This is a genomic window from Nocardia sp. NPDC051756, assembly GCF_040681495.1.
Taxonomy (GTDB): Bacteria; Actinomycetota; Actinomycetes; order Mycobacteriales; family Mycobacteriaceae; genus Nocardia.
Window position 1 is genome coordinate 259960 of sequence record NZ_JBFAYV010000003.1, and the last position, 25613, is coordinate 285572.

The window sequence follows — 25613 nt, forward strand, 5'->3', positions numbered from 1 at the left end:
ATTTGGGAATCCGAGAACCGGCCGCACCGACCACGGGAACGACAAAGCGACCCGGATAACTCCGGGCCGCTTGTCGTTTCGGGATGTTCAGATGTGTTCGCCGACAGCTTGTTCGGCTTCACGCCGCCTACGCGGCCGGTGCGTCGACCGCGATCCAGGCGCCGTTGCGGAAGACGTGGTGCTCGTAGTACATGATCTGCCTGCCGTCGCGCATCTTCTGCACGCCCAGCTCCCAGTAGCCGTTGAACTGTTCTCCGCCCGCGCCGATCCGCAGCCGATGGACCTCGACGCTGTCCATTTCATACCGAATGATGAGTCGGGCCGTATTGGACCGTTCATCGCATTCGACCGCCTGGATTCGCTTGAACCCAGGGATGTGGATGGTGTCGCCATTCAGCGTAGGCTGTACCTCGACGACCATATAACTCTCGTACATAACTACTTCACTCTCTGTGTTGTCCCGCGGTGAACGGGGTTGTCCTGCTTCAGATTTCCTCTTGCAGGGAGGACGGGATCTGGTACCGGGCCTTGGGCGGTTCTTGCCCGGGAACGTGCAAACGCAGAAAGCCGCGCAGCTCGTCGATATGCTGCTGCAGCGCACGAATCAAGCGGATCGCTTCGCGGAAGCGCTTCTTGTCGTCTGCCGCTTGGGTTTCCAGCACGTCGACCCGGGTGCGGAGTTTGCCTACCGCACGCGCCTGCCACGCGGTGATCGCCCCGATGACCGTGGCGATCGCGATCCCGAAGGCCTGTATCAGTTCGGGATTCATCCAGTGCTGGGTCATTCATAGCCTGCCGTCCGGCCGGTCGACCGGGGTCACCGCCGGTCGAATGAGCAGACCGGCGAGCACCGGGGTGAGCAGACCGTAGACGGCGAGCACCGCCTCGATCCACGCGGTATCGATCTGGTGTCCGAGCACGAACGCGATAACTCCGGTGACGGCGACCAGGACCGAACGGATCAGCGCTGGCTCGGGAATCCGGTGGCCGCCCATCAGACCCGCCCCGCCGTCGCGGCAAGCAGCCGATCGAGTTTGAGTTCGAGCGCCTTGAGGCGCTGCTCGTTCCGGAAGTCGGCGGCATCGGAATTGAGCACGTAGCCCGCCACCGTGTCGCGGTATTCCGAGTCCGCGACCCGGGACTGGAAGCCGTAGGTGAGCTCGAAGTGCACCCGACGCAGCTTGTCGAGCAGCTCCCGTTGCTCGGAGTCCGAAAGTGCCATCAGTGCACTGCCTTTCAAGCGGTCCGCGATATCAGCGCGGAATTGGTCCATGTCCATGCAGCCGGGATCCCACTTGCCTTGCTTGGGCCCGGCCCATTCTTTGTGGCCGATCACGCGATCGGCCCGGTGGCCGAGCTTGCGCAGGATCGCCGCGCAGCAGCCGACGTACGCGTCGTATTGGGCGTCCGACCACCCCTCGGTGCCGTTATTGGCCGCTTCGATACCGATGGTGTGGAAGTTGGCGTTGTCTTCCGGTAGGCCCGGCCACGAACCGGCGCCGGCATGCCAGGCCACACCGGCTGCGACCACGGTGACCGTGCCGTCCTGCGCGAGATGGATCTGCGACAGCGGACCATCCAACGCTGGTATGCCGTAAGCGATTTCGGTCGGCGGTGCCTGCGAGCTGCCGGTGTGATGGGCAACGATGCCCCAGATCTCACCGAAGTCCCCGTGGCCACGCGCACGCCACCCGGGAAATTCGACGACCCGCAGCCCCTCGTCGCGAAGCACGTCCGCAAGCCATACCGGATCACCGGTCCACGACATAGTTGTCCTACTTTCCGAATGAGATTCGGCCGCAACGTCGTCCGTGTGCGTCAGATGATCCGCACGTATCCGCCGGCCAAGATGGTTCCTTCCGAGCCGCCCAGGGACACGGAGGCGAGCGCCTCCACGGTCACGACATCGCCAACAGCGATGTCCCAGGTCGCGCTGATCGACAATGTTCCGGAGGGGCCTTCGACGGGCGTATCGATGGTCGCGACGATCTTCGAGTTGACCCGCAACCGGGCCTGCAACTGCGTGGCGCCACCGAAGCCGGTGGTCGCGTCGGTGAACGGCATGGCCGCGACCACCTTGGCAGATGTCTTGTCGGCCAGCGCCTTCAGGCCATTCTTGGTCGTACCGACGACGACGGAGCCTGGATATCCGGCGGTGTCGGCGACCCAACCGGTGATTGGCCCCCAGTCGTCCGTAGGCATCGGCTGGGTACCGCTCTTCTTCATACCGGATGGCAGAAACACCACCGCGACGCCGGCCACGATGACGAACGACATCAGTTCCTCCGATAGCGATGAGTGATTCGTTAGTTGAGGTCGAAGTAGAGGTAGCTGTTCACACCGGCCGCGACTGCGGTGGCGAACGAGCCGACCGACGAACCGGTCATGCGTACCCACACCCGGTCGCCGCGCGCCAGGGTCACGGCCTTGGCCGGAATGGTCACCGACCCCGCTGTACTGGCGAAGGTCTGGATCGGGTTGTCGTTGAGCATCACGTCGAAACTGCGCTGCTCAACGGCGGTCAGGTTGCCGGATACCTCCAACCGGCACCGCACCGTCGCCGTTGCCGCACCGCTGGATATCAGTTCGTGGTTCGCACTGATGACGGTGTCCGCGTATCCGTTGCGGATGGTCCACCCGGTCAGCTTGACGTTCGAGGTGCCGCCGGGGACGGATTGGGCGCCGTTTTTGTTCATGCCCATCGGCACCGCGGCGGCGGCAGTCCCGGCCGCAATGATGAACGCCATTACTGCGTCCCCACCGAAGCCGAAGTGTCCGCGCCACCTCCGGACTCGACCGGCGTCGGGTCCACTGCGGGCGGGTCCGGCGGCTTGGGTACCGTGCCGGATCCGGTGTCGACCGGCAACTCGTTGACTTCCTGTTTTGTGGCGGAAATCGGCCAACCGAGATACATCAGACGGTCACCCCTTTGATGCTGGCCTGCAGTCCCTTGCCGGCGCCGGCGTCCAACGTGGTGATCGAGACGGTCAGCCGGTCACCCGGATTGAAGGTGTAGGTCAGCGGAATCGTGGTGTCACCAGCCTGATTCGCCGGCGTGATGGTCGCCGACGAGCCGGTGACGGTCGTGGTGCCGTTGACTTTCAGTTCGACGACCAGGTTTCCCGTGCCCGCGGTCTCGCCCCGGTAGGTCACCGAACCGACGGTGATCTTGCGCTCGATCCGCAGCCCCTCGGGCATTACGTTGCCGACACCGGCAGCCCGGGTTCCGCTGTGCGACTTGAACGCGATGTCGTAGATCTGGCCGGCCGGGGTGGGCGTGCGGGCATCCGACAGCCGGGTATCCGTGCTGACGATCGTGTCGATCGCGGTACGGACATCGGCCGCGCCCGCCGCGGTGAGCAATGTCCGGCCCAGTGCGGTCGAATCAGCGATCTGACTCGCCGGATGGGTGTGCGCGATCGGCGCGCGCGGATTGGTCAGGCGCGGGTCGTCGCCGGCGACAGCCGTGGTGGCGGTGCTGCCGATGACTGGCGGGAACGTCGCGGGCTTGCCGGTGATGCCTGCCCAATCGGTGGTGCCAGCCTGACCACGGATGACCACGCCCTGGCCGTTCGGCAACCAGCCGCCGGTCGCCGCGTGGTAGACGTACAGCAACCCATCGGCCTTGACAACGTACTGGGCGCCCTCGGCGGGTGCTGCGGGCAGCTGCGCGTACGCGCCGACCTGCCCATCGATCTTGATGCCTTCGCCACGCGGCCCCACAACGACCGCATTACCCGCGGAGGCGGGCACCGGCGAGGCCAGCGTCAGATCGACCAGGCCGATCGAGCCGGTATCCGGGTTCTGCGGGTCGGCACCCGGAACATACTCGGGCACAGTGAAACTGAACGGCTCCAGCGGAACTCGCTCGCCGTCGTAGGACAGATCGAACGACACCCGCCAGGTCCACTGGGACGGGTTCGTGGCGGCGCTCGGTGCGACGAGCCGCACCCCGCGCCGGCCCCGCCAGGTGATGAAACCCCACTCGTCCAGCTGACATTCGTAGTGGCTCGGCAGCTGGACATAGGTCGCCGGGCCCAGCTGCGCACCTGGGACAAGCACCTTCGGCGCGTCGGCGGCGAAGGTGATCGAGCCGGTCAATGGCGGGAACTCGGGGGTGTCCCCCACGTCTCCGTCGTCGATGACGTTCGCGAGGAAGCGCCCGACGACCTTGCCGTACTTCAACGGGGGCAGATCGGCCATGGATCAATGCCTTTCGGACAGCAGGCAGCCAGGAACGGCATACCGTTTTGCGGAAAATGAGAGCGGCCGTTTGATCGGCCGTAAGAGATGCGGTCCCGGCTACACAGGAAGCGCACGCACGTTGACATGCGAATAGCTGGAGTAGATGTTGTAGCTCCCGGTGCCCTCCACCCGATGCGCGAGGACGTACAGGGTGACCGTCTGATTGGCGGGCACCACGCCGAACGTCGCGTCGGGCTTCATCGGATACTGAAAGCCCGGCGAGATCAGCACATACGCGATGCGCGAAACCCGATGGCTCCAGCCGAGTCCGACGAGCTCACCCTTGGGGCTGCCGATGCGGACCTCGATGTTGCAGCGGGTCGGCTGTTCGGTCTGCACCTGCACGCCGCCCTCGACGATCGGACGCCACGCCGTCGGCTGCGCCGGAATGGTGATGGCGGCAAACGTTTTCGTCTCCTCGGTGACGTTCTGCGCGTCCGAGATCTGTTTCTCCCCGATCACCCACGGCCCGTTCGGCCGCGGGCTGGGGGTCGGACGGAACTTCTGCGCCGCGGCATCCCAAGCGAGCACATGATCCTGACCGAGCGGGCGCTCGTCATTGATCAGGACATCGGAGGCATCCTGGATCCGGCCGCTCGCCCCCGGATCGCCGGCGTCGCCGGTCGCGCCGCGGGGGAAGGTGATCTCCAGCTGCTGGGCCGGCGCAGTCCCGGTGATCCGGGCGGCCGCGGCCGATCCGGTGGCGCCCGCGACTCCCGCACCGGTCAGCTGGTTCGGCGCGCCTCGACGACCAGTCGCACGGAAGGCCGCCCCGAACGCGACGAACCCCATTCCGGTCCAGTAATAGATGCTGTTGTCCGAAACAACCCGCCAAGCTTTGCGTGCGTCGGCGGTGGTGAGCGGAAGCCGGCCGAGCGCGGCCAGGTCGGCGATATCGCCCTGCCACGACCACGGCCAGGCCGCGTCGCCTTCCGGCCCGATCGCACCCTGGCTACCTTCGCGGAGCTCGATCAGCGCCTCCCGATCGACCACCTCGAACGGGTTCACCGTGTAGGGCAGGCCGATCGAATCGGCGACGCCCCGCATGGTGATCATGATGTCGTCCTCGTAGACGACGGACGGGTCGCTGTTCACAGCGTTGTCGTCGGTCACAGCGCCCCCACGGGTCGGGCCATGCACACGATCTGCGCGTCGGCCATCGAGTATTCGTAGTTGGCGGTGCCGATCGCGCGGCGCAACAGCACAAACAGCGTCACCGGCTGTCCGGCGGGCACCACACCGACGGTGCTGGCCGGGGTCATCCCGCGCACGCCGTAGAAGGGTTGGAATCGGGCCCGGGTGCTGACACCGGTGACCAGGCCGCTCGCGAGTGCGACGATCTGGCCGGATGCCGAACCGATGCGTACTTCCGCCTCGATGCGGGTGGTGAATTGGTTCCAATTCTCGTCGGGACGTACGACAACGCCGCCGGTGATCATCGGCCGCCAATCGGTGTCCTGTGCCGGGATATTCAGCTGGGCAATGTTTTTCGTGGCGGCGGTGATGCCGTTCTCCGAGCCGGCGAAGCCCGGACCGCCATCCCAGGAACGACCCTCGAGAATGGTCCACGGGCCACGCAGGCCCGGGTACGGCCGTGGCTTCCATTTCCCGGCGGTCGTGTCCCATGCCGGTACGGCTCGATCGATATGCGGACCGTCCGCATAGTCGGGCGCGCTACGGATAGGCCCCGGGCCACCGGCTTCGCCCTTGCGGCCCTTGCGGCCGCGCGGCACGGTCAGGTTCAACGTGAGGTTCGGCGCGGTGCCGGTCACCGTCGCCTGGAGCTCGGACCCGACGGGGCCGGTATCCACCGCACCGATGGTGAGGGTGCACGGCAGCCCGTCGGGGCCCGCGGCACCGAATGCCGCTGTGAACTCGTCGAATCCGGTGCCGTTCCAGTAGACGAGCGCACCGGTCGACACGATTCGCCAAGCCTTGCCCGCATGCGCCGACGTCAGCTTGGGGGTCAGCGCCGAGAGCGCGGCCTGGTCGGCGATGTCGCCTTCCCAGCGGAACGGCCGAGCGGGCTCACCGGGCAATCCCCGGACTCCGGGTGTACCGGTCATCAGCTCGAGCGAACCGTCCCGCGGCGTGCCGTGCATGGACTGCACCACCCCGGGCGCACCGATCCCCTCGTCGATGCCTCGGATCTGCGTGGATGCGAAATACTCTCTTACAGTGGACATCTCACCTCACTCGACAGGTTCTGCGAATACGACGATCGACGCGCGGTCGGGCGAAAGCCCGATCTTGCCGCTGCCGGAACCGACCTTCTCGGACGCGATCACCAGATTCGCGGGCTGCCCAGCAGGAACCGTGGCGAAATCCGAGGTCGGCGACAGCACCTTCGATGTGGTGCCGTCGCGATAGCACGGCGTGACCGGCAGGTACATCCACTCGCCACTGGCGGCGATCGACGTGGCGACGATTTCGCCTTGCGAATGATGCAGCCGCACAGTCGCTTCCGCGGACACACTGGAGTCCGCACGGGTGTAAAGGTGCCCGTAGACGACGGGCCGCCAGCGGAACGGCAGTGGCGGGATGGCGAAGGTGCCGCCCTCGATCCGGCCGACATCCTCCTGCCGTTCAGCCGCGAAATCCTCCTGGAACCACGACCATGGGCCGAGCCCGAGGGGCGTGGCCACCGAACGAAACTTCCGGGTCGACCGGTCGTAGGCCAGCATGCCGCCGGCGCCGGGGGGCCGCACCTTGTCGTAGTCGGGCGACTCGGTGATCTGCCCGGAAGCGCCCGGCGGCCCCTTCGGACCGCGCAGCCCCGAGGGGACGGTCACCTTCAATTTCTGATTCGCCCCCGGGCCGGCGAACTCGACGGCGGGCACGGTCAGGTTCTCCAGGCTCACCGTCTCGGTGACGGTGATCGTGGTCGGTTCGGCAACCGCGCCCTGCGGTCCCACCGCATCCGGTGAATGCCGCCACTCGCTACCGGTCCAGACGTCCATGCCGTTGTCGTCGATCCGATGCCACCAGCTGCCGCGATCGTCCGGGCCGAGCCCGGTCGGCCGAGCCGCCGCATCGGCGATCTCGCCCATCTTGCGAAACGTGGTGCGGGGACGGCCCCGGCCACCGGGCGCACCGGGCGGGCCGGGCGGCAGGTCCAGCGTCGCGAAGCCGTCGGAGACGGTCGCCTGCGCGGTCAGGACGGGCAACCCGTTCACGTCGGGCGCCCGCGTGATGGTGATATGGGCGGGAAAAGATATGTCCGCCATGGTTTCTCCTCTTCGAAAGGCTCAGAAGATGAGCAGGTCGAGATCGGCGCCGACGTCGGTAGCCAGATCCTTGATCGCGGCGGCCACGCGGCCGAGCCGCTGCCAGGCCTTGACGATCGAGTCCTCCTCGTCGGATCCGTCGCCGACCACGATGTGCCATTTCGCGGCCGTCTCGCGGTCATCGGCGAAGGTCAGCTCGGTGACGTAGTCGGTGAAGATCTGGCCATCCAGCGCGAAGCCGATCTGGTCGCCGAGCCCGTAGTCCTTGCCCAGGATGTAGGGGGCGTTGTCCTCGACGGTCACCCGCTTGCTGGTGTAACCGCGGGTCAGGTGCATGCCCTGGCGCGCGGCGACCAGACCGTCCAGGTTGAAGGCCTTGTCACTGCCCGAGATATACAACTCGCGGAAGGCGTATGGCCCGGCCCGGTGTACCCGCTCCATGTTGCGGTAGACGTTCCAGGCGAGGAACACGTCGTTGAGCTGACCGCGATACAGCCAACCGAGTCCGATCAGCGACAGCAATCCTTTGATCACGAATTCGATGCCCGCGTTCACCCAGCCGGGCGATCGGCCGCCGACGATGATGTCGGTGGCGGTGGGCTTGTGCAGCGCGATCTCGGATTTCCCGATCCCGGAGTACTCGCCTTCGAAGTACCACACCCACGGGAAGTTCCGGAATGTGCCCTCGCTGAGGCGCTCGCCGTACACCGCCTCGTATTCGGTGGTGGAGTCCAGGTTCGGGTAGCGCACGGGCGTGGTGCCGTCGCCGTTGAATTCCTCTATCCAGGAACGAATTCCGTCAAGCAGCGTACCGGTCGCGCCGGTGACGCCAGACTTGTCCACCGTTTCCAGGACGACCGTCGGCCGATCCAGATAGAACCATTCCGGTGCGGGCTGTTCGTCCTCGCCGGGCAGGTAGAACCTGGCGGTCAGCATCACGCCGGAGTCTTCGAGCATGGGGGCGAACAGCTTGTCGGCCATGTCGAAGCGCGCCGACGCGGCACTCCATTTGCTGGTGTCGTGCAACGGATCCACCGGAACGACAGCGATCGGGAAGAGCATGTTGCCGGTGCCGCCCCACTCCGGCTTCTCGGCGTCCTGTGGCGGCACCCAGCCCGGCGCCTGCAGGCGCATCAGGTTCGTCGTCAGGTAGTTGGTGATGATCGTGCGAACCGGGCCGAATTGGATCATGTGCCGCGGAAACTGCGCGAGGATCGGCGCGAACGGGCTTGCCCAGCAACAGATCGTCGCGATGTGGTTCCAGCAGTGAATGGCCTCGATGTCGACCGTCTCCACGCCGTGTTCGTCCCGGACGATCGATGCCTTGGTGATGTAGCCGTCCCAGCGGAACCCTTTGGTGTTCACGGTGATCGGGATGGTGGCGTCTTCGTGGTCGTCGTTGTTGAAGAGGTGGTCGAAATGGACCATGTCGCGCGGGCAGATCATCTTGAGCCCGCCCGGCGCATTGCGGGGGTAGGTGAACTCCAGCGAGAGGTAGTTGTGCTCCTCGCCGACCTCCTCCATCCACTTGTTCCAATAGCGCACCAGCACATCGGGATCGCGCTGCTGGTCCTGCTCTTGCTGGTACGCCTTGTCCATGCGCAGGGCTTCGGCCTGCGGATCCCATGCCGGCATAGTCATCAGAACGGCCTCGACGATCGCGGCGTGACCGAAACGATCAGGCTGGACTGCACACTGCCGCCGTCGACCTGGACGACGATGTCGGTGGCACTCCACGGCGGGAGCGCGGCGAGCCAGCGGCGCCCGGCCAGTTGGCCCCAGACATTCTGGGCGATAGCCGAATTCCCCGAGTACAGGCGGGCGGTCCGGTGCCGCGGATGCGTATCGATCCGCAGTGTCTGGCCTGCCGTGAGCCGCGGCGTCTGCACCATCCGGGGAATCTCACTGCCGGTCGGATCCAGAATCGCCCAGCGTCCGGGACCATTCATCGTGTACCGCGGCCAAGCGGGCTGATCGGCCGCGTTGCGGGCCCGTACCCGGCCCTCGTTGAGGGCCGAGGTGTTGGTCCACACGGCGGATTCGTCGAAGTGTCGGGCCAACGGATCCATGGCGGTCGCCGACATCTTGTACAGCGCGATGGCATTGCGTGCCGGATCGATCTCGCCGACCGACTCCGGGGCGCTGTCGAGTTGTACCTGCTGGAACCTCCAGCCTTGATGACGGGTGAAAAACCCGAGGGTAGAAGGCTTGTCGGTGGACCAGCCGCGAAACCACGCGTCGTGCACCGCGTAGAAGTCACGGACCGGGTCGGCGCCGGATCTGATCGCGGACTGCGAGATCACGGCGATGAAGTCCCATTCCTTCTTCGCGCGAATCGACCGCTGGAAGGTCGCGCCGTCCTGGCGGGCGCCCTCGTTGACGAGCAGTTGCACCGGCGCGAACATGTATCCGGTCTGATTCGACAGCCGGACACCCTCGCGGCCGGCATTCGTGCCGGACAGATGCCACACCCTGCCGTTGACGTCCCACAAGACGACCTTCGTGTACTGGCTATCCAATAGCTGGCGGGTCATCGGCCGAGCCCTCCTCCGCGTTGTTGCGCCACCGAGCGACGCCGGCGAACCCGTTCGACCGCGATGGCGGCGCTCTTGGGGTCCATGCCGTTGAAGTTGTAGATGTCTCCCCGGGCGGTGCGACCACCCGGACCTTTAGCGAGGTTGGTCAAGCCGAAACCGGTGCCGAGCTCCTCTTTCACACCGCTTGCCACGATTTCGATCGGCTTGGTGACGAACTCTGCGGCGGTGCCTGCGACCGCCGATCCGATCATCGACCCGATAGCGGGAGCGAGCGCACCCAACGGGCCAAGGAACGGGGCGACCAATGTCCCTGCGGCGGTACCGAGCGTGCTGCCGATCGTCGAGGCCGCACCCTTGATCGCACCGGTGACACCCCCGACCAGGCCGTGTTGTTGCAGTCCGCTGATGCCGCCCTGCAGGGCGGCGAGCCCAGCCTGTTGGTCACGGGTCATCTGCGGCGTCGGGCTCTGGGTGCCGGTTGGGCTCCAGTCGATGCCCGTGTACTCCTTCACCACCGCGGCGATGCTCGACGACCACTTGCCTTCGGGATCGACACTCTTGTAGAGGTCACCGAGTGCGTCCCCCTGCCCCGCGCCGAATTGAGCGCCGGCTTCGACGATCTGGTTGCCGTTGGCACCGAGCAGCGGGGCGATCACGGAGGCTGCGTCCCCGCCGAGTTTGCCGCCCACAACGTTGAGGTAGTCCTGGAAGCTGCTCTTGTGCGGGTCATAAGGCTCATCGCTCAGCGCGAGTGTCTGCGCGCCGAACCCCGCCGCGCCGACGGACGGCGTCCCGGCGGTCGCCGGATCATCCTGCGGGACAACATCGCCCGGAGAGCCGATGGAGGCGTCGCCCGGCGTCACGGTCCCGCCGCCCGGCTCGCCTCGGCTTGCGTTCTTCTTCGGACGATTGCGGATCAGATACGAACCCGACGGGGATTGCTGCCCCGTCGACCCGCCGGCACCGTAGCCGTAACTCGCCCCTCCGCCACCGGAATACGATCCCCCGGTGGCGGACGTATCGCCGCTCGACTCGGGCTGCCCCGGCACGAACGAATTTCCGTCCTCGCCGCCATCCGCTCCGGTGCCGAGACTCGTCGGTCCACTGGCGCCGAGACCGGACTCACCGGTCAGCGTCATCGACGCCGACAGGCTACTGCCGAACTTCGCGCCGATCAGGCTGCCGAGCTGGGCACCGATCACCGGCGCCAGCTGGCCGTCGGGACCGAGCGCGGGCACGAGCACCGAACCCAGGGCGGCGCCGACCTGACTGCCGGCTTCGGTTGCCGCGCCGACGATCCCGCGGGCCAGCGCGTTGGACAGCGACCCCATGGGATTGAGGCCGGCGGAGCGCACCGTCGCCGGCTCGCCGGTCGCGTTACCGGTGGACGCGGTGCCGATAGGAGCCTGGTACGCGCGGCCGATGCCGAGTCCGCCCGGCGCGCCCTCGGTCCGCACCCGCATGGCGGCACCCAACGGATCGGCTCCGCCGACCTCGACCGGGTCCGAGCGAGTCGCCGACTGCGGTGCCGGGGCTGCCCCTGCGGTCCCGAGCGCCGGGCTCAGCATGCCCCCCGGGCCGAAGGCGGGCGCGACCAGCGAACCGAGCGCGGCACCGGCGACGCCACCCGCGTTGATGGCGGCATTTCCGATGCCGCCCAGCGCATCCGCCAGTAGGCCGAACAGACCGAAATCCTGCGGCCGGAAAGCCGCTTCCGGCTCGGTCGAACCGATCGGGTTACGGAGCAGATCACGCCACGACGCCGCCGCCGAATCCGTCGCCCCGACCAGCCCGCCGTCCGCGAAGCCGGGCAGCATGCCGCCCAGGTAAGCCGGGGACGGCACCCAACCGCCGTTGATCGCGGCCAAAAGCGGCAGGTGATTCGCGGTTGCCGCGGCATTGACCACGAACTCGCCGGGGGACAGCCGAGCGAGCACCCGGTCCTCCCGTGACCCACCCGGCCCGGACACCCTGCCGCCATACGCGAACCGCTGCGGCGACCGGCCGTCGATGCCCGAATCGGGCACGCCGGTACCCGGCTCATCGATGACCTCGTCGTCGGAGTTGTTGTCGCCCTGCCGATCCCGCGCCGGATTGGACAGGGTGGACTTCGAGCTGACTCGAACGATCCGAGTCCGTGTCTTGCCCCCCTTCGCCTCCGGGTCGTAGCGGTTCAGCGCGCCCGTCGCGATCCAATCGGTGAAGAACTTCGGCACCGCGCCGAGGATCTCGTGGAAAGCCTTTGCCAGCGAACCGATCTGGACGGAATCACCGGCGATCCCGTTGGCGGACACCGTCGAATCGCCGGCTACCAGAATCGGATCGTCGCCGGGCAACGTGATAATCGAGGTCCCGGTGGTCTTTCCGCCCTCCCAGACCGCCCCGCTCGGCAGCGTGACCTTGTGTCCGGGGGCGGGCTGTCCACTGTTGGCCATGGCCAGGATGTCCGGCATCGCCATGACCGGCGGGCGTGTCTGCTCGGACCGAGAAGTATTGGTTTCCTGCGCCGAAGGGCGCCTCGAGTCCGGCGGAATCCGCACATCGGAGCTCATTTGTTTCTCCACATTCGCATCTACTTTCTCGGCCGCTCGCGCAGATCGACACCCGTCGGCGGTCACTCGTCCCAGTCGAGGAACTTGTTCATCTCACCTATTCCGGTGGCGGTGCCGATGCGCTCACGGCCGGACTGCACGCCAGGCCGCGGCACGAGTTCCGGACGGTTACGCCCGTTTCGCGCGTCATCGGTCTTCGCCCAGACGAGCCAGCGCAAGGAATCGGTGATATCGGCAAGCAGGAACTGGTCGAGTTGCCAGCGATGGCTTTCGGGATTCATCGCGCGAAACAGCGCGGATTCGGTGGGCAGCCATCTGACGATCGCTTTCAGCTCACGCCAGCCGAGCACCTCGGTGCCGAGCTGGTGCAATCGCAAGCCGAGCGTTATCAGGTCGTATTCGATTGCCTCGCAATGCTCTTCGAGAAGAGCATCGAGGCTTAGGATTCCCCCAGGTTGACTCCGGAGTGGGTGCGCCACGCGTCGAGCAGTTCGTGATAGGCATCCGGATCCATGTCGTCCAGCACGGCGAGCGACTCGGCGGACAGAGTCAGCTCCAGCAGTGTGTACATCGCGTCGACATCACCGAGACGACGGATGCGGCGGATCAGACCCGGCTTGAGGTAGGACAGCGACGGCAGGTGCAACTCGGCACCGTCGGCCTGGTAGATGAAGTCGTCCTTCACCTGGATCGGGCGGTTGAGGGCGATCGGAGCTTTCGGGGAAGTCATTGGTTCGCAGACCCTTTCATGACATTGCAGGTGCGCAGGTAAGGAAAATTGTTCGGCAGACAAGGGCCCAACGGCGGCGGGCGGGCCTGCGCATAGGTGTGTTGACCCGCCGCCGCTGGGGGCTTTTATCAGGCGGTCTTGACGCCGTCGTCGAGGTAGCGGAAGGCCTTGATGCCGTCGTCGTTCTTGAACGCTTCGACGGTGATGGTGAAGCCGGCCAGTTCCTTCGAGACGAACTTGCGCTCCTGGACCTGCGAGATCGAGGCATTCGGGAGCACGATGCGCATCTTCTTGTCCGCGCTCAGCATGTCGAAGACCCAGGCGCGGCGCGGCAGCACCGCGCCGGTCTCCTTGATCGTGTACAGCTTGCCGGAGGTGGCCGATGCGGCGGTGGGGACAACGTTGCCCTCACCGAACACCTGGGTGAGGACATCCTCGTCCCACACCGCGTACAGGGTGAGGCCGAACCGGACCGAGTGCTCGGTCTGCAGGTTCGCGATGATGTCGGCGTTCCAGTCCTTGATCTGCTCGATCTTGCGCTCGCCCTTGGACTCGATGCCGTCCTCGGAGACGTAGCCGAGCGGCTTGAACGCGTCGACCGGCTTGATGCTCGCGCCGACCGGCAGCAGGGTGTTGACCGGGGCGACCAGCACGCCGCCGGAGACGGAGACCGGAGTACCGGCACCGATGTACTTGCTAGAGGGTGCAGCCATGTTGATTCTCCCTTGGGATTGTTGCGCAGGCCCATGGGATTTCGATATTCAATTGTGGCTCCCATCAGGGGGAGTCAGGCGAGGACTATGCCTCGCACGTTTTATTCGAGGTTACGAATTGGCCGGCCGGTCATCGGGGACCGCGAAACCGCCCCAATCGACGATCTCGTAGCCGCCCGCGTACACGGCCTCGGCAAGCTCCGCGACCAGAAGTTGCTTCACCGTCTTACTCCCCCACCAGGAAGAGCCCACCGAACGGTACATCTGCCTACTCGCGCCGTTGATCAAATTGGTTTCGTAGTAATCCCGTTGAAATGAGACCTCGACCTGCGGATACTGCACACGGTTGTACTCGAGGGCCGGATGAAGGTCGAAGACATAGACGCGGGGGAAGCGGTCGGAGACCGCGCTGACCAGCCGCGCGTACCTGAACGGCTCCGCCATCCAGGTCACCAGCAGGGATTCATCCTTCTTCAAGCTGATTTCACGCTGCACCATTGCTGTTCAATCCTTATTCGAGCGATGAGTTATGTTTCCCGGCACGATGATTCAGTTGACCGAGCCACGCACAATCAGGTCGGCGACCATGACCTGCCGGGGCGCGGCCGTTGCCGGGTCGGTGTCGTTCTCGAGGCCGACGTCTTCGAAGTACTCACACCACACGGACCCGAGATAGCCCGGCGCGGCGGCCGAAAGGATGGCACGGACCAATCCCGCCAAACCCGCTGCGGCACCGGCTTCGTCGGTGAATTCGAGGACGACGCGAGGACGATCCAGGATCAGGTTCGGACCACGACGGCCCTCTCGGTCTTCGATGTCCTGCCGGAGGATTCGGTCGTTGCGCTTGACCCGCACCATGCGCGGCGGACGCGGATCCGGAATCCGGGTGACCACCTTTGCGGTGTCCGCAGCGGCGGTGAGTTGCACGGTCAGGTATTCGACCAGAGTCTTCTCGATGTCGGGGTACACGATTCGTTCAGTCATCGCGCTACCACCCTTTCGTGGCTATGGTTCTTGCCGGGCTTGTTCGATCCGTTGACGCAGTTGGTCGACGACTCCCGCATAGGCTTCGGTCTTGGTCGCGGCCTCGAAGGAGAGGCCGCGGGGATGGACGGCGTACCACCGGCCGTCGTCGGTCTGGTTGATCTGGATGTCGTCGAGGTCGTAGAACGACTCGGGATCCGGTACCGGCCATTCGCCGTTCTCGTCCTTGGTGACATGCAGGCCGGTGTCGAACGCACCCGGCGAACCACCCGGCGTGGCCGCCCAGCGGATCTCCTCCAGCTCGGGATGTACTCGCACACCGCGCTTTACGAGATATTCGGCAACCCGGGTCGCCTGCTTCATCCCGGTGACGGTCGGCTCCGCGGTCTTGGGCGACCGCGTGCTGTGCCACTGCGGCAGATGGATCACCGACAGCTCTTCCGCCAGTGCCCTCACCTGCGGATCCAGCTCCGCGGTGTCCGCAGATTCGGCAAGCTTCCCACTCAGGGCCTGCTGGATGAATGCGAGAAACTCCGGTGTGACCAGCTGCCCGGTGTCGGTCTTCAGGTACTCCGGCGGAGGCTGATGATTGGCGAATTGGATGGATTCGACGACTTCTTTGTCAGACACGATGTTCTCTCGCGATCATGAATTGCCTTCGAGTGTGAGTAGGAAAGCCCCTCCCACAAGAGGATCGGGCTCGGCCGGCGAGCGTGGATCAGCTCGCGGTGTACTCCAGGCGCTGCACCGAACCCCGCCAATCGGCGACGGTGACGCTGCCCGACGCTTCGAGTGCGACACCGACCGGGCGAAGGATGCTCAGGAACCGGAAAGGCAGGACGGATTGCCCGCCGGCCGGGGTCAGCTTCACAATGCGAGCGCCGTTGGAGGTTTGACCCGAGTTGGCCACATAGGTGTTGCCCGCCGAGTCGACGTCGACACCGGCGGGGGCGTCGAGGCCGGTGAAGGGAAGCTTGGTCTGCACACCCTGTGGGCTCAGCCGGACGATGCCGCGCCATTCGATCTGGTTCGACACGGTGACGTTGCCGGCACCGTCCACCGCGATACCGAAGGGCCGATCCAAATCTTGGAAAGGCAAAGTGGTTTCGGTGCCGTCTGGGCCGAGGCGGACCACCCTGTTGTTTCCGCCGTCGACGACGTAAATGTTCCCGGCCGCATCGATGTCGACGCCGGTGGGGAATCGCAGCCCGGTGAACGGCACCGTGGTCTGCACGCCGTCGTTACCGAGTCTGACGACGCGGTGGTTTCCATAATCGACGGCGAACACATTGCCTGCTGCATCGACCTTCACCGCGTACACCGCGCCGAGCCCGTCGAACGGCAGGGTGGTTTGGACACCTGCTGCACTCAACCTGAGGATCCGGTTGTAGTCGGCGACGTAGGTGTTCCGGGCGGTATCGACGTCGACACCACGCGTGCCATCGAGGCCGGTAAATGGCAATTTCACCTGTGTGTAGGTCACGAGTTCGCGCTCCGATCAGGATTCGATATCGACGAGGGAAACACCGACGCGCGGTCGGCAACCGACCTGGATCACAGGCCGAGGAGCGGCAGGATCACCGGGAGGACAAGGGGGGCCAGGTGGCAGGCCAGCTTGATGAGGTCGAGGGCGATGGTGAGCATGGATTCACCTCCTCTCGGTCTGGTCAGTGCCGCCGCGACGAGTCCGGCACGATGCGGCCTGCGGCGATCAAGGTGTTGAAGGCCAAGGCTTTTCGGCGGCAGTGGTCGGTGGAGCAGTCGCGGTGGACGCGCATCGACTCGTGGGCCTTGGCGATGGTGAGCGGGGCTGCGGGGGTGGCGTGGTCGGCCATGTCGAGCAGTTCCAGGACGGTGTTGTCCATGTCAGACCTCGGGTTGCGGTGCCGCGGGGGGAAGTTGAGCCCCACCCCCGATCAGGGGGTGTATCGGGGGTGGGGCGAAACGCCCCGGTCGCTTCTTCCGTCTACGACCGCGAGCGAGAGCGTCGGCGGGAGACGGGAGCGGAAACCGGGGCGGGTATGTGGCAGGCTCGTGCCCGCTTGTCGTCGATCTCGAAGAGGTTTCGGGGGCATGCCACACAGGTGGGGCAGGGCGGGATGCGCTCTGCTGCTTGAACGTTCGCGGCCCCGCCCACCGAAGTGGACGGGGCCGTGACAACGCCGAGTATGAAAGTGATTGGTAGTGAAGAGGTTTCCCGGTGATCTCCGGAAGAGGGCGCAGCTCTGGCGCTGCACAAAGCTTCACCTAAAGCGCGTTGGATGTCAACCCCCGAATACGGATTCGGGTCGAAATCGCAGGCAGATGGCTACTTTTGGGCAGACTTGCCGAGGTCCGGAAACGACGATTGCCCCACCTCCGAACGAGGTGGGGCAATCATGTCTGTCCTCCGAGCGGATATGTCACCCGATGAGGGGTTAGGACATATCGACGCTTGTCGGTTACTCGGCCGAGCCGGTGGCGAGCAGCTTGAGGAGATCGACGAGCACCGTGGCCGAACCGCTGTCCGCCTCACCCGAGGTGCCGGTCTTGGCGGAGCCGGTGCCCGAACCCTCGCCTGCGGTCGCGCTGGGCTTGGCCGAGCCGGTGCCCGAGCCCTCGCCCGCTGCCGAGGCCAGGCCGGAACCGGCCAGAACGATGCCGGCGGTAGCCGCGAACACAACGCCGAACACGCGAATCTTGCTCATTTAGGAATCTTCCCCTTGAAGAATTGGTCCCTCCATCGGCGACCTGCTGGTCGCCGAGCAGGATTTTTCTATCACAGGGGTTCATCGGCCAGCGACCTTTTAGCCACACCCGGTTGGCCAGGTGTATTGCTCATCGATAACGGGGCCTGCACGGCGAGGGTTTCGTAACAATGTCCGCAGATCTGCTGTCTTGCTGAGACTTCTACGGTCAGACACCCATATCAGGGTCTATGTCGACATACGAGCACGTTGACGCCTCGCCAGTAATACTTAGCCGAACAAGCGATTTGGACCTGCGACACCCGGTCCAGCAACTCCGGAGCATGAATCCTCGGACAGCCGACTCGATCGCGAGTATCCAGCAATTCAGAGGTTATACTGTGATTCATTTCATATGAAACATCTGTAACTTTCGGGCGCAATCTCCGATTGTTCTCCGGAACTTCTTTCGAGACACGTCAATTCGAGTCCGACACGTCGGCCCGCGCGCGACGCCGGGTCGGATAGGCGAGATGTTCGTCCAATACCGCACCCACCGTGTACAACTCCGGCCAACCCGGCGCCCACGGTCCGGGCTGCGGTGCGATTTTCCCCGCGTTCCTGAGTGTTTGGATCCGCCGCACGGTAAGTCCGCGATATTGATCGCCGAGTTCCTTTGCCAGGGAAGCGATCCCGGATGCATTGAGCCGATGTCGCCGCGCCTGTTCCACCATGCCCTCGTCCAGCACTACCGGCGCGGCGGGTGGGCAGACGATCCACAGCGCGGCCTGCACCACCGTGCGGATGTCCTCGGGTGCGTCGGCCGCGCCCTCGGTCATGGCCAGCGCGATCAGGTTTCGGTCGAGCCAGCGGGCCAGGCCCGGCGTGGACGGGGACCCGGTGTAGTCGAGGCCACGCTGCTCGCAGACCAGCCGGACCCAGGACACGAGTACCGCGTGCAACTCGTCGGCGGCGCGGGAGGCGGCGGGGTTGTAGGGCAGTGGCTGCTCGCTCGGGCGGCGGTTCATCCGGTAGTCACCGCGGGTGCTGAGCCGGGACTGCCGGGTCAGCGAGACGGCGAGATCTTCGGCCAGGTCGGGGATCTCGCGCAGCAGCTCGGCGAGCGCCCGGAGTTCTACACGGTCGAGGTAGAGGTGGTTCGGGTGCTCGGCGGTCATGGGGTCGCTTCCTCTTCGGTAGAATGCCAGTGGTCGAGCGAGGTCACCGTGTGGTGGTCGCAGCGGAGCACGGGCGGATCGGGATTGACGGCGAGCAGCTCGGCGGGCGGATGCCGCCAGCCGGCGTCGTCGCACATCACGCAGTGCCGGGCCGCCGCACGGCGCTGCATCGCGTCAGCGCGAAGGTCGTTGCCGTGCGCGGCGTCCCAGCGCTGCCTGGCTCGCCGGGCATCGCCGCAGGCGCCGCAGGGTGGCGGCGCCGGATGCGTGCGGTGGATGACGCACTGCCGGTCAGGTGGTGCGGATCGGGCTCCCCTGGAAGCATTTCCAAGGCCATGGGCAGGGACAGGGGTTGCGATGTGCTCGGGCACTTGTTCGACGATCGGCCGAGCATCGGCTGAAGCTGTTGGCGCAGTGGATGTTCGAGCATTTGGTGCAGCATTTGCTTGCGCGCGTAGTTGTCGAGCCTGTCCGGAAACCTGGCCGCCTTTGCGGCCGGCGTCGGCTCGTTTGCGTCGCCGGTCCTCGATCTCGGCCTTGGACATCTGCCGTTCGCCCCAGTCGTGGAACCGGTAGCCGCCGTCGACGGCGGTCCAAAGTCCCACTTCTACAAGCCTTTTCGCCTGAGTCGCCGAGCCGAGGCCGCGCACGATCGCGGCGGGGACGAAACCCTCGGTGAGTTGTTGCATCGACCACGAGCCCGCCCGCACCCACAGTCCCATCGCGGCATTGCCCGCCGCGACCGCCTTGGGATGGAATCCGAGCTGGTCATCGACCTGAAACCAGGGCATCGCAGCGGGCCTAGTTCGGCTGCGCGCCGCGGCTGCGTGCGGCCGCCCCCACGACCACCTCACGGTTGATCGTCTCGGCGAGCAGCCGGGCATGACCGTGCCGGATGTAGTCCGCGGTGTGCCGCCCGTCGAACAGGTAGCCGCGGGCGTAGGCGACGGCGCCGCCCCAGGCGCGCCAGTTCTCCGGCGACCACCAGCGTTGCAGCTGACGGCCGGCCGCTATGTCGATGATGCTTTGTCCCCAGCGCACCATGGCTTCGGGACTGGACAGGCTGAAGTACGCACTGAGGTCGGCGATCAGCCGCAGCGGGTTGCCTGCGGGCAGTGCGGTGATCGGATCACCATCCGCGGCAACCCAATACGCCGGAATCCTGGTGATGTTCCGCTGACCGACAACGCCGTAGCCGCCGGGATCCTTGCCGAGGCACCGGCCGGCCGGCCGCAGCGGATCCGCGATCAACGCGCAGGCGACCACTTCCAACTGTGGGAACAGACCGCGCCCGATATCGTCGGCGAGGTCGCCCGCGATGCCCGCGCCCTGCGAATAACCAGCCAGCAGAACACGATTGGGTGTCGCCTCGATCGCCTCGAGCAGCGCTCGCCTACCGGCGGCGACGCTGTCGGCGAAGGCTACGTGCCGCCCGTAATCCGCCGGGTAGGGCACCATTCGCACGACAAAACGCTGCGGATCGAGCGCTTCGGCGAATGCGGCGGTGACCTGATCGCCGTTCGGATTCCAGGTTCCTCCGACCATCAGCACATCGATGACCTCGCCCGGAGCGAGCAACTTGCCGAATAAACGGCGGCCGAAAATGGCCACGGGGCCTTTTCCTTTCGTCGACGACGAGACCGGATGAGCCCATGCCGGAACCACACCCGATCGGGTCGGAAAATGAGAATCGAGGAGCGCCGGTTCAGCGTGGCGCGCGAAATACCGGGCCGGGGCGATGTGCCGCGGTGCCACAGTGCGCGCAGGAGTCCGCCGCTGCGACAGTGGTTTCCAGTCGAAGATTCGCCGGATGGGTGGCGATGACATTGCCGAGTTCGGCATTGATCGGATTGGGGTAGCCGTAATCGACGTACACCATCCGGTGATCCACGTCGACGATGACGCCGTGCTCGACGCCGCCGCGTTCGGCCGTTGTCGGGGTGAAGGTGACGTGTGCACCGATGTGGCGCCGGAAGAGTTGGAGGGCGGTAGCTGATCGATCGCTCAACACGGCCTATCCGCCTTGCGACACAGAGTGATTCGCGTCACAAAATGTTTGATGCGACACGCCGAATCCGCGAAACGAGACGCGCCGAGCGACCGGCCGCGGCCGGTGTCGGTCATCGCAGATCCCCCTCGTCGGGCAGCAGGTCGACAACGCGGCAATCCACCGCCGCGGCGATCCGAGCGAGCTCGTCCACCGTGAACGAGCCGTGCGCGGCAAGCAGGCTGCGCAGGTCGGATGCCGGCAGCCCGGAACATGCGGCCAAGTCCTCGAGACAGAGTCCCGCGTCGGACATGGCGCGCCGCACCTTCCCGGCAACCATGTGGTCTAGGTGTTCCATACGGAGCACATTAAGGTCCGTTCGGACCTGTTGCAACTCGCCACAGACCTTTATGGGCGAAATGCCCGGTAGCTGCGGTGATCCTCGGCGTTTTTCCGGCATGTCGTTTGCCAGGTAGCCATTCGGACCTCAGAATGGTCCGTATGGGTGTGGAAAAGGTACCTTCGGACATCAACCGTGCGGTCGGGGCAGAACTCAGGGCAGCCCGGGCCCGGCGGGCGCTGACGCGCCCGCAACTCGCCGCGCTGACCGGACTCGGGGTCAGCACGATCCAGCGCTTCGAGAACGGCGATCGATCGCCGGACATGCAGCAGCTGCACGCACTGTGCACCGCGCTCGACATCCCGATGCGCGAATTCGTCGCCGCCGCACTGCGTGACGTCGAACGCCCGGAGGAGTAGCGCGGTACAGCCGAACACCGCCGGGTTCTGGCGGTGCGAAACCTATTGCGCGGGACAGCGAGCCGAAACGACTATCGGTGAACTGTTGCGGCGCAACACTTCACGCCCGAAATCGGCGCAGCGCGCCGTGAATAGACCCGTGCGGCACCCTACTGCCGGCACGGGGAAACGCCTACGCGCAGCGAGGATCTGCGCCGTCCACCACCACCAGGTCGTCGACGATCACTCCGGTGGCCGCCTCGGCGTACTGCAGCACCGCCTCGATCGGATCGACACCCATCGCCCACGCGGCGACCACAACGTCGCACAACGTGCCATTGCCCTGCACAACGCGCAGGGCGACTTCGTCTCCGATTGCCGTACCCAGCGTGACTGCGGCGTTGTTTCCCCGCCCCGCCGCATACGGTCTGACTGAGTCGATCTGGTCCACGACGGTATCCCCTTCACACTTCGCTCTACCTTGAGCCCCACTCCGAGACAGAACCGGACTGGCGTCCCGGAATCTGGCGTAGTTATATCCCATTCGCCGGGGGGTCGCTCACCAAAGTCGCCCTGCCGCAGAATGATTCGCCGCGCCCCAGGCTGACCGGCGACGCGCTACGGGTTAGCCAGTAGTTGGCTCGAATCTCCGGAGTCGTTGCGCTCACTCACATTTCACGACGGGGATCGGGTCGTACTTGACCGTCCGGGTGTGCCGGGAGACCTCGCGGCCCGAGCGCTTGTCGGTGATGATGCGGGTGTCGGAGGTGGTGAAGCCGGGCGCGCCCTCGGACGCGATGCAGTCCTTGCCCTTCGGCAGCTTGATCGTGGTCGGCTCGGTCGGCTTGCTCCGGTCGCCGGTCACTGATTCCACCTCGACCGTTTTGGTGCCCCAAAGCCGAACGGTCACTTCGGAATCCGTGGTGACGGCCTCGATGTAGACACCGGTGGGCGCGTTGTTGCGGAAGCGCAGATCGATCGCGCCGTCGAAGACCGTGGCCTCGCGCGCGGCCGGGTAGCGGGAGATGTAGTAGCTGTGCTCGGTGTGGCCCTCGTCCTCCATGCCGGCGAAGTACGCGGCGTTGTAGAGGGTGGTGGCGAACTGGCTGATGCCGCCGCCGACGGCGGTGCCCGGCCTGCCGTGGTCGATGATGCCGGACTCGACATAGCCCTCGGCGGCGCCGCGCGGACCGGTGAAGTCGTTGAGCGAGAAGGTATCTCCCGGCTTCACCACCGCGCCGTTCACCTTCCTGGCGACCACCTTGATGTTCACCCCGGACGGACCGCTGAAGCCGTTGGTGGTGAACGAGCCCATGGTCTCGACGACGCCGAGCCCCTTCGCCGCCTCGGTGGTCAGCTTCGGCTCGACCTTCTCGTAGACCGCCTGGCCGGTGCGCTCCTGCGGCGCGGCGAGCAGCGCGGTGAGCTGCTCGAAGGTCTTCGGCCAGTTGATCTTGTCGCCGACCACCGCGGGCACCACCGTCGGCTTGCCGCCGGTCAGCGCGAACGTCGCGTCCTTCGGCTCGATCTCGGTGGCCACCAGCTGCGGTCCCAGCAAACCGACCGCGACGTTCTGATCGATGGCGAGCCCGAGGCCGCCCTGGCCATCCGGCGCGAACGAGAGGACGGTGGCGATCTGCTCGGGGTCCAGCTTGGCCGAGGCGCCCTTGCCCGCGAAGGTGATCGGCGCGCGCACCGCGGGCTCGGCCACCGTGCGCAGGGCCTGGTCGACCGCTTCCGGCCGGACGGTGAGCGGCGCGGGGTGCACCGGGAGGTCGAGCGTGATGCCGGTGATCCAGTTGTCGATCAGCTCGGCCCGCGCGGCGGAGATATCGAGCACCCGGCCCGGAACCGGGGCGACGGCGACTGGTCTGGCCTTGTCGAAGGCGATGGTGCCCTCGACCGACGGACGGTCGTGCACGCGCAGCGCGGTCAGTTGGCGTTCCAGCGCGACGTCGTCGATGGTGCTGGCCACCTTGACGTCGCGGGCGCTGAAGAACGAGGTGAGCCGGGTGAGCGGATTGAGCGGCTGGGTGCCGATGCGCTCCCAGGTGCCGTCCCAGTCCACGGTCAACCCCGCGGTCGCCGGAACGACCCGGGTCTGCACGTCACCGATGCGCAGCGGCAGCTCACGGTCCGCGCGCGGCGCGAGTTCCGCGCGCAGCCGCGCGTCCGCGGCGGCCTGGTCCAGTCCGCCGACCTCGATGCCGGACACGACCGTGCCGCGCGGCACCTCACCCGAGGACAGCACCCAGTCGACCGCGTAACCGACGCCGGCCACCGCGAGCACCGCACCGACGGTGATGCCCGCCCGCTTCAACACCGTGCGATTCAGCCGCTTCGGCGGGGGGCCGGAGATCGGCCGCCGCACCGGGCGCTCGCCGGGCGCGGCCCGATGGCTCGCGCGCCGGGCCGGGGTGACCTGGATGGGCACGGTGGGTGCCGAGTCGTCGCCCCACTCCGGCGCCGGTGGGGCCCCGTGCGCCTGGGTCGGGGTGGTGCCGTTGGCCTGGGCCGATTCGAGCAGCTGGCGTAAGCCGACCTCGCCTGCCGGTTGCTGGCCACGACGTCCGGTGCTCGGCTGGCTCGTCACGAACCGTCCTCCCCGTTCGGTTGAGTTGGGGCTCACACGACGCGAGCCTCCGCCAACGATAGTGCGCGATGCCGACAACGTCTGGTGAGCACCGATCTACAGCAAACTCCGTGCAAAGGACCCGGTCGTACACGCAAAGGGCCCCGCGCAGTTGCCGGGTCGGGGGTCTGGCAACTACGCGGAGCCGATCTGATTATCGGTGCGACGCACCGTGCGTTACACAGCCGAACAGACCAGTATCGGACCGAAGCGGGACAATCGTGGACGAACGAGTGTCCGGCCACCGCACACACGAGGGAGATGGATGGCATGCAGCTGGGAATGATCGGCCTCGGGCGGATGGGCGCCAACATCGTGCGCCGCATCGTCAAGGACGGCCACACCGCCGTCGGCTACGAACGTCGCCCGCACCAGATCGACATCCTGCGCGACGAGCTGGGCGAGGACTTCCAGGGCAGCACCGACCTCGCGGAATTCGTGCGCACGCTGGCGACGCCGCGGGTGGTCTGGGTGATGATCCCGGCAGGCGCCACCGGCGCCGTCATCGACCAGGTGGCCGAGCTGCTGGAGCCCGGCGACATCATCATCGACGGCGGCAACAGTCGTTACCACGAGGACATCAAGCGCGCCGAACAGTTGCGCCCCAAGGGCATTCACTACGTGGACATCGGCACCTCGGGCGGCGTCTTCGGCCTGGATCGCGGCTTCTGCCTGATGATCGGCGGCGAGGCCGAGCAGGTGAAGTATCTGGATCCGCTGCTGAAGTCGATCGCGCCCGGCGTCGAGGCGGCCGAGCGAACGCCGGGACGCACCGGTGAGCCGTCGGCGGCCGAGCAGGGTTACCTGCACTGCGGGCCGGCCGGCGCGGGGCACTTCGTCAAGATGGTGCACAACGGCATCGAGTACGGCGCGATGGCCGCCTATGCCGAGGGCCTGAACATCCTGCACAAGGCCAACTACGGCGCCGAACACGACGGCGAGTTCTCCGCCGAGGAGACGCCGCTGGAGCATCCGGAGTACTACCAGTACGAGATCGACGTGCCCGAGGTCACCGAGGTGTGGCGCCGCGGCTCGGTGGTCGCCTCCTGGTTGCTGGACCTCACCGCGAGCGCGCTGTACGCCGATCCGAACCTCGATTCCTACAGCGGCCGGGTCTCCGATTCCGGCGAGGGCCGGTGGACGCTCGACGCCGCGATCGACACCGGCGTACCCGCCCCGGTGCTGGCTTCCGCGCTGTTCCAACGGTTTTCCTCGCGCGGCGAGACGCTCTACGCGGACAAGATGCTCTCGGCGATGCGCAAGGCGTTCGGCGGGCACAACGAGTTGCCGGGGGCGTAACGAAAAACCGCGGCTCCCGCGAGATGCGGGAGCCGCGGTGATCAGCGACCGGTCAGAAGCCGGCCGCCTGTGCCATCAACTTCGCGACCGCCAGCGGGCCGTACCAGAACAGATAATTGATGCCG

Annotated in this window: 31 protein-coding genes; 2 read left to right on the forward strand and 29 right to left on the reverse strand. The window is 66.2% G+C overall.

Going from position 1 to position 25613, the window contains the following annotated elements; translation table 11 throughout:
- Positions 1 to 127: 127 nt before the first annotated feature.
- The 27 genes from AB0M22_RS12820 to AB0M22_RS12950 form a co-directional block, all read right to left on the reverse strand.
- The gene (locus AB0M22_RS12820; RefSeq protein WP_364724755.1) at positions 128 to 436 is read right to left on the reverse strand and encodes a hypothetical protein; all 309 of its coding nucleotides are present in this window, start codon (positions 434 to 436) and stop codon (positions 128 to 130) included.
- 49 nt (positions 437 to 485) lie between these two features.
- Complete coding sequence (locus tag AB0M22_RS12825) at positions 486 to 785, reverse strand: hypothetical protein (RefSeq protein ID WP_364724758.1); 300 nt, start codon at positions 783 to 785, stop codon at positions 486 to 488.
- Positions 786 to 995 (reverse strand): hypothetical protein, encoded by a 210-nt coding sequence (locus AB0M22_RS12830; RefSeq protein WP_364724759.1) that lies wholly within the window; start codon positions 993 to 995, stop codon positions 786 to 788. It abuts the gene before it with no gap.
- On the reverse strand, positions 995 to 1768 hold the full coding sequence (locus AB0M22_RS12835; protein ID WP_364724761.1) for an N-acetylmuramoyl-L-alanine amidase: 774 nt from the start codon (positions 1766 to 1768) through the stop codon (positions 995 to 997). The genes AB0M22_RS12830 and AB0M22_RS12835 overlap by 1 nt, the downstream gene beginning before the upstream one ends.
- Positions 1769 to 1818: 50 nt before the next feature.
- Positions 1819 to 2262 (reverse strand): hypothetical protein, encoded by a 444-nt coding sequence (locus AB0M22_RS12840; RefSeq protein WP_364724764.1) that lies wholly within the window; start codon positions 2260 to 2262, stop codon positions 1819 to 1821.
- A 44-nt stretch (positions 2263 to 2306) separates the two neighbouring features.
- Positions 2307 to 2747 carry a hypothetical protein gene (locus AB0M22_RS12845; RefSeq protein ID WP_364724766.1) on the reverse strand — a complete coding sequence of 147 codons (441 nt, stop codon included), beginning with the start codon at positions 2745 to 2747 and terminating at the stop codon, positions 2307 to 2309.
- Between the two features lie 166 nt (positions 2748 to 2913).
- Positions 2914 to 4203 (reverse strand): hypothetical protein, encoded by a 1290-nt coding sequence (locus AB0M22_RS12850; protein WP_364724769.1) that lies wholly within the window; start codon positions 4201 to 4203, stop codon positions 2914 to 2916.
- Between the two features lie 99 nt (positions 4204 to 4302).
- Complete coding sequence (locus AB0M22_RS12855) at positions 4303 to 5358, reverse strand: hypothetical protein (protein ID WP_364724771.1); 1056 nt, start codon at positions 5356 to 5358, stop codon at positions 4303 to 4305.
- Positions 5355 to 6431, reverse strand: coding sequence for a hypothetical protein (locus AB0M22_RS12860; protein WP_364724774.1), 1077 nt, complete (start codon positions 6429 to 6431; stop codon positions 5355 to 5357). The genes AB0M22_RS12855 and AB0M22_RS12860 overlap by 4 nt, the downstream gene beginning before the upstream one ends.
- Before the next feature lie 6 nt (positions 6432 to 6437).
- Positions 6438 to 7472 (reverse strand): hypothetical protein, encoded by a 1035-nt coding sequence (locus AB0M22_RS12865; RefSeq protein WP_364724776.1) that lies wholly within the window; start codon positions 7470 to 7472, stop codon positions 6438 to 6440.
- 21 nt (positions 7473 to 7493) lie between these two features.
- Positions 7494 to 9113: a phage tail protein gene (locus tag AB0M22_RS12870; protein ID WP_364724778.1), complete on the reverse strand. Its 1620-nt coding sequence runs from the start codon at positions 9111 to 9113 to the stop codon at positions 7494 to 7496.
- Positions 9113 to 10006: a phage tail protein gene (locus tag AB0M22_RS12875; protein ID WP_364724781.1), complete on the reverse strand. Its 894-nt coding sequence runs from the start codon at positions 10004 to 10006 to the stop codon at positions 9113 to 9115. Before AB0M22_RS12875 ends, AB0M22_RS12870 begins: the two co-directional genes overlap by 1 nt.
- Positions 10003 to 12561 (reverse strand): hypothetical protein, encoded by a 2559-nt coding sequence (locus AB0M22_RS12880; RefSeq protein WP_364724784.1) that lies wholly within the window; start codon positions 12559 to 12561, stop codon positions 10003 to 10005. The genes AB0M22_RS12875 and AB0M22_RS12880 overlap by 4 nt, the downstream gene beginning before the upstream one ends.
- A 62-nt stretch (positions 12562 to 12623) precedes the next feature.
- A complete protein-coding gene (locus AB0M22_RS12885) occupies positions 12624 to 13040 on the reverse strand; it encodes a DUF5361 domain-containing protein (RefSeq protein ID WP_364724787.1) in 417 nt (138 codons plus the stop codon).
- The gene (locus tag AB0M22_RS12890; protein ID WP_364724790.1) at positions 13001 to 13291 is read right to left on the reverse strand and encodes a hypothetical protein; all 291 of its coding nucleotides are present in this window, start codon (positions 13289 to 13291) and stop codon (positions 13001 to 13003) included. Before AB0M22_RS12890 ends, AB0M22_RS12885 begins: the two co-directional genes overlap by 40 nt.
- A gap of 128 nt (positions 13292 to 13419) precedes the next feature.
- Positions 13420 to 14004 (reverse strand): hypothetical protein, encoded by a 585-nt coding sequence (locus AB0M22_RS12895; RefSeq protein WP_364724792.1) that lies wholly within the window; start codon positions 14002 to 14004, stop codon positions 13420 to 13422.
- A gap of 111 nt (positions 14005 to 14115) precedes the next feature.
- The gene (locus AB0M22_RS12900; protein ID WP_364724795.1) at positions 14116 to 14502 is read right to left on the reverse strand and encodes a hypothetical protein; all 387 of its coding nucleotides are present in this window, start codon (positions 14500 to 14502) and stop codon (positions 14116 to 14118) included.
- A gap of 51 nt (positions 14503 to 14553) precedes the next feature.
- Entirely contained in the window at positions 14554 to 14988 is a 435-nt protein-coding gene (locus AB0M22_RS12905) for a hypothetical protein (RefSeq protein ID WP_364724798.1), read from the reverse strand.
- 21 nt (positions 14989 to 15009) lie between these two features.
- A complete protein-coding gene (locus AB0M22_RS12910; RefSeq protein ID WP_364724801.1) occupies positions 15010 to 15618 on the reverse strand; it encodes a hypothetical protein in 609 nt (202 codons plus the stop codon).
- A gap of 88 nt (positions 15619 to 15706) precedes the next feature.
- Entirely contained in the window at positions 15707 to 16471 is a 765-nt protein-coding gene (locus tag AB0M22_RS12915; RefSeq protein ID WP_364724804.1) for a hypothetical protein, read from the reverse strand.
- Between the two features lie 184 nt (positions 16472 to 16655).
- Positions 16656 to 16853: a hypothetical protein gene (locus tag AB0M22_RS12920; RefSeq protein ID WP_364724807.1), complete on the reverse strand. Its 198-nt coding sequence runs from the start codon at positions 16851 to 16853 to the stop codon at positions 16656 to 16658.
- A gap of 576 nt (positions 16854 to 17429) precedes the next feature.
- Positions 17430 to 17675 carry a hypothetical protein gene (locus AB0M22_RS12925; RefSeq protein ID WP_364724810.1) on the reverse strand — a complete coding sequence of 82 codons (246 nt, stop codon included), beginning with the start codon at positions 17673 to 17675 and terminating at the stop codon, positions 17430 to 17432.
- 458 nt (positions 17676 to 18133) lie between these two features.
- Positions 18134 to 18832 carry a hypothetical protein gene (locus tag AB0M22_RS12930; protein ID WP_364724813.1) on the reverse strand — a complete coding sequence of 233 codons (699 nt, stop codon included), beginning with the start codon at positions 18830 to 18832 and terminating at the stop codon, positions 18134 to 18136.
- The gene (locus AB0M22_RS12935; protein WP_364724816.1) at positions 18829 to 19554 is read right to left on the reverse strand and encodes a hypothetical protein; all 726 of its coding nucleotides are present in this window, start codon (positions 19552 to 19554) and stop codon (positions 18829 to 18831) included. Before AB0M22_RS12935 ends, AB0M22_RS12930 begins: the two co-directional genes overlap by 4 nt.
- A 79-nt stretch (positions 19555 to 19633) precedes the next feature.
- The gene (locus tag AB0M22_RS12940; RefSeq protein ID WP_364724818.1) at positions 19634 to 20443 is read right to left on the reverse strand and encodes a PE-PPE domain-containing protein; all 810 of its coding nucleotides are present in this window, start codon (positions 20441 to 20443) and stop codon (positions 19634 to 19636) included.
- A gap of 94 nt (positions 20444 to 20537) precedes the next feature.
- Entirely contained in the window at positions 20538 to 20843 is a 306-nt protein-coding gene (locus AB0M22_RS12945; RefSeq protein ID WP_364724821.1) for a hypothetical protein, read from the reverse strand.
- Between the two features lie 109 nt (positions 20844 to 20952).
- Positions 20953 to 21177, reverse strand: a complete 225-nt coding sequence (locus tag AB0M22_RS12950; protein WP_364724824.1) for a helix-turn-helix domain-containing protein — start codon at positions 21175 to 21177, stop codon at positions 20953 to 20955.
- Between the two features lie 143 nt (positions 21178 to 21320).
- On the opposite strand from AB0M22_RS12950, the gene AB0M22_RS12955 reads away from it, so the two are divergent.
- Positions 21321 to 21578, forward strand: a complete 258-nt coding sequence (locus tag AB0M22_RS12955) for a helix-turn-helix transcriptional regulator (RefSeq protein ID WP_191093744.1) — start codon at positions 21321 to 21323, stop codon at positions 21576 to 21578.
- A 172-nt stretch (positions 21579 to 21750) separates the two neighbouring features.
- Here the strand turns inward: AB0M22_RS12955 and AB0M22_RS12960 are convergent, their stop codons facing one another.
- Positions 21751 to 22008, reverse strand: a complete 258-nt coding sequence (locus tag AB0M22_RS12960; RefSeq protein ID WP_150400201.1) for a hypothetical protein — start codon at positions 22006 to 22008, stop codon at positions 21751 to 21753.
- 213 nt (positions 22009 to 22221) lie between these two features.
- On the reverse strand, positions 22222 to 24150 hold the full coding sequence (locus AB0M22_RS12965) for a VanW family protein (protein WP_364724827.1): 1929 nt from the start codon (positions 24148 to 24150) through the stop codon (positions 22222 to 22224).
- A 309-nt stretch (positions 24151 to 24459) separates the two neighbouring features.
- Here AB0M22_RS12965 and gnd point away from each other — a divergent pair, with 309 nt between their 5' ends.
- Complete coding sequence (gene gnd, locus AB0M22_RS12970) at positions 24460 to 25488, forward strand: phosphogluconate dehydrogenase (NAD(+)-dependent, decarboxylating) (protein WP_364724830.1); 1029 nt, start codon at positions 24460 to 24462, stop codon at positions 25486 to 25488.
- Positions 25489 to 25613 lie beyond the last annotated feature (125 nt).

What these genes read in the sequence shown, in the direction of transcription:
- AB0M22_RS12850 (WP_364724769.1), bottom strand. Translation starts at nt 4,203, where the DNA reads ATGGCCGATCTGCCCCCGTTGAAGTACGGCAAGGTCGTCGGGCGCTTC.
- AB0M22_RS12920 (WP_364724807.1), bottom strand. Translation starts at nt 16,853, where the DNA reads ATGGACAACACCGTCCTGGAACTGCTCGACATGGCCGACCACGCCACC.
- AB0M22_RS12870 (WP_364724778.1), bottom strand. Translation starts at nt 9,113, where the DNA reads ATGACTATGCCGGCATGGGATCCGCAGGCCGAAGCCCTGCGCATGGAC.
- AB0M22_RS12925 (WP_364724810.1), bottom strand. Translation starts at nt 17,675, where the DNA reads ATGAGCAAGATTCGCGTGTTCGGCGTTGTGTTCGCGGCTACCGCCGGC.
- AB0M22_RS12900 (WP_364724795.1), bottom strand. Translation starts at nt 14,502, where the DNA reads ATGGTGCAGCGTGAAATCAGCTTGAAGAAGGATGAATCCCTGCTGGTG.
- AB0M22_RS12825 (WP_364724758.1), bottom strand. Translation starts at nt 785, where the DNA reads ATGACCCAGCACTGGATGAATCCCGAACTGATACAGGCCTTCGGGATC.
- AB0M22_RS12835 (WP_364724761.1), bottom strand. Translation starts at nt 1,768, where the DNA reads ATGTCGTGGACCGGTGATCCGGTATGGCTTGCGGACGTGCTTCGCGAC.
- AB0M22_RS12935 (WP_364724816.1), bottom strand. Translation starts at nt 19,554, where the DNA reads ATGGGACTGTGGGTGCGGGCGGGCTCGTGGTCGATGCAACAACTCACC.
- AB0M22_RS12895 (WP_364724792.1), bottom strand. Translation starts at nt 14,004, where the DNA reads ATGGCTGCACCCTCTAGCAAGTACATCGGTGCCGGTACTCCGGTCTCC.
- AB0M22_RS12845 (WP_364724766.1), bottom strand. Translation starts at nt 2,747, where the DNA reads ATGGCGTTCATCATTGCGGCCGGGACTGCCGCCGCCGCGGTGCCGATG.
- AB0M22_RS12930 (WP_364724813.1), bottom strand. Translation starts at nt 18,832, where the DNA reads ATGACCGCCGAGCACCCGAACCACCTCTACCTCGACCGTGTAGAACTC.
- AB0M22_RS12950 (WP_364724824.1), bottom strand. Translation starts at nt 21,177, where the DNA reads ATGGAACACCTAGACCACATGGTTGCCGGGAAGGTGCGGCGCGCCATG.
- AB0M22_RS12865 (WP_364724776.1), bottom strand. Translation starts at nt 7,472, where the DNA reads ATGGCGGACATATCTTTTCCCGCCCATATCACCATCACGCGGGCGCCC.
- AB0M22_RS12880 (WP_364724784.1), bottom strand. Translation starts at nt 12,561, where the DNA reads ATGAGCTCCGATGTGCGGATTCCGCCGGACTCGAGGCGCCCTTCGGCG.
- AB0M22_RS12955 (WP_191093744.1), top strand. Translation starts at nt 21,321, where the DNA reads ATGGGTGTGGAAAAGGTACCTTCGGACATCAACCGTGCGGTCGGGGCA.
- AB0M22_RS12820 (WP_364724755.1), bottom strand. Translation starts at nt 436, where the DNA reads ATGTACGAGAGTTATATGGTCGTCGAGGTACAGCCTACGCTGAATGGC.
- AB0M22_RS12890 (WP_364724790.1), bottom strand. Translation starts at nt 13,291, where the DNA reads ATGACTTCCCCGAAAGCTCCGATCGCCCTCAACCGCCCGATCCAGGTG.
- AB0M22_RS12860 (WP_364724774.1), bottom strand. Translation starts at nt 6,431, where the DNA reads ATGTCCACTGTAAGAGAGTATTTCGCATCCACGCAGATCCGAGGCATC.
- AB0M22_RS12830 (WP_364724759.1), bottom strand. Translation starts at nt 995, where the DNA reads ATGGGCGGCCACCGGATTCCCGAGCCAGCGCTGATCCGTTCGGTCCTG.
- AB0M22_RS12905 (WP_364724798.1), bottom strand. Translation starts at nt 14,988, where the DNA reads ATGACTGAACGAATCGTGTACCCCGACATCGAGAAGACTCTGGTCGAA.
- gnd (WP_364724830.1), top strand. Translation starts at nt 24,460, where the DNA reads ATGCAGCTGGGAATGATCGGCCTCGGGCGGATGGGCGCCAACATCGTG.
- AB0M22_RS12875 (WP_364724781.1), bottom strand. Translation starts at nt 10,006, where the DNA reads ATGACCCGCCAGCTATTGGATAGCCAGTACACGAAGGTCGTCTTGTGG.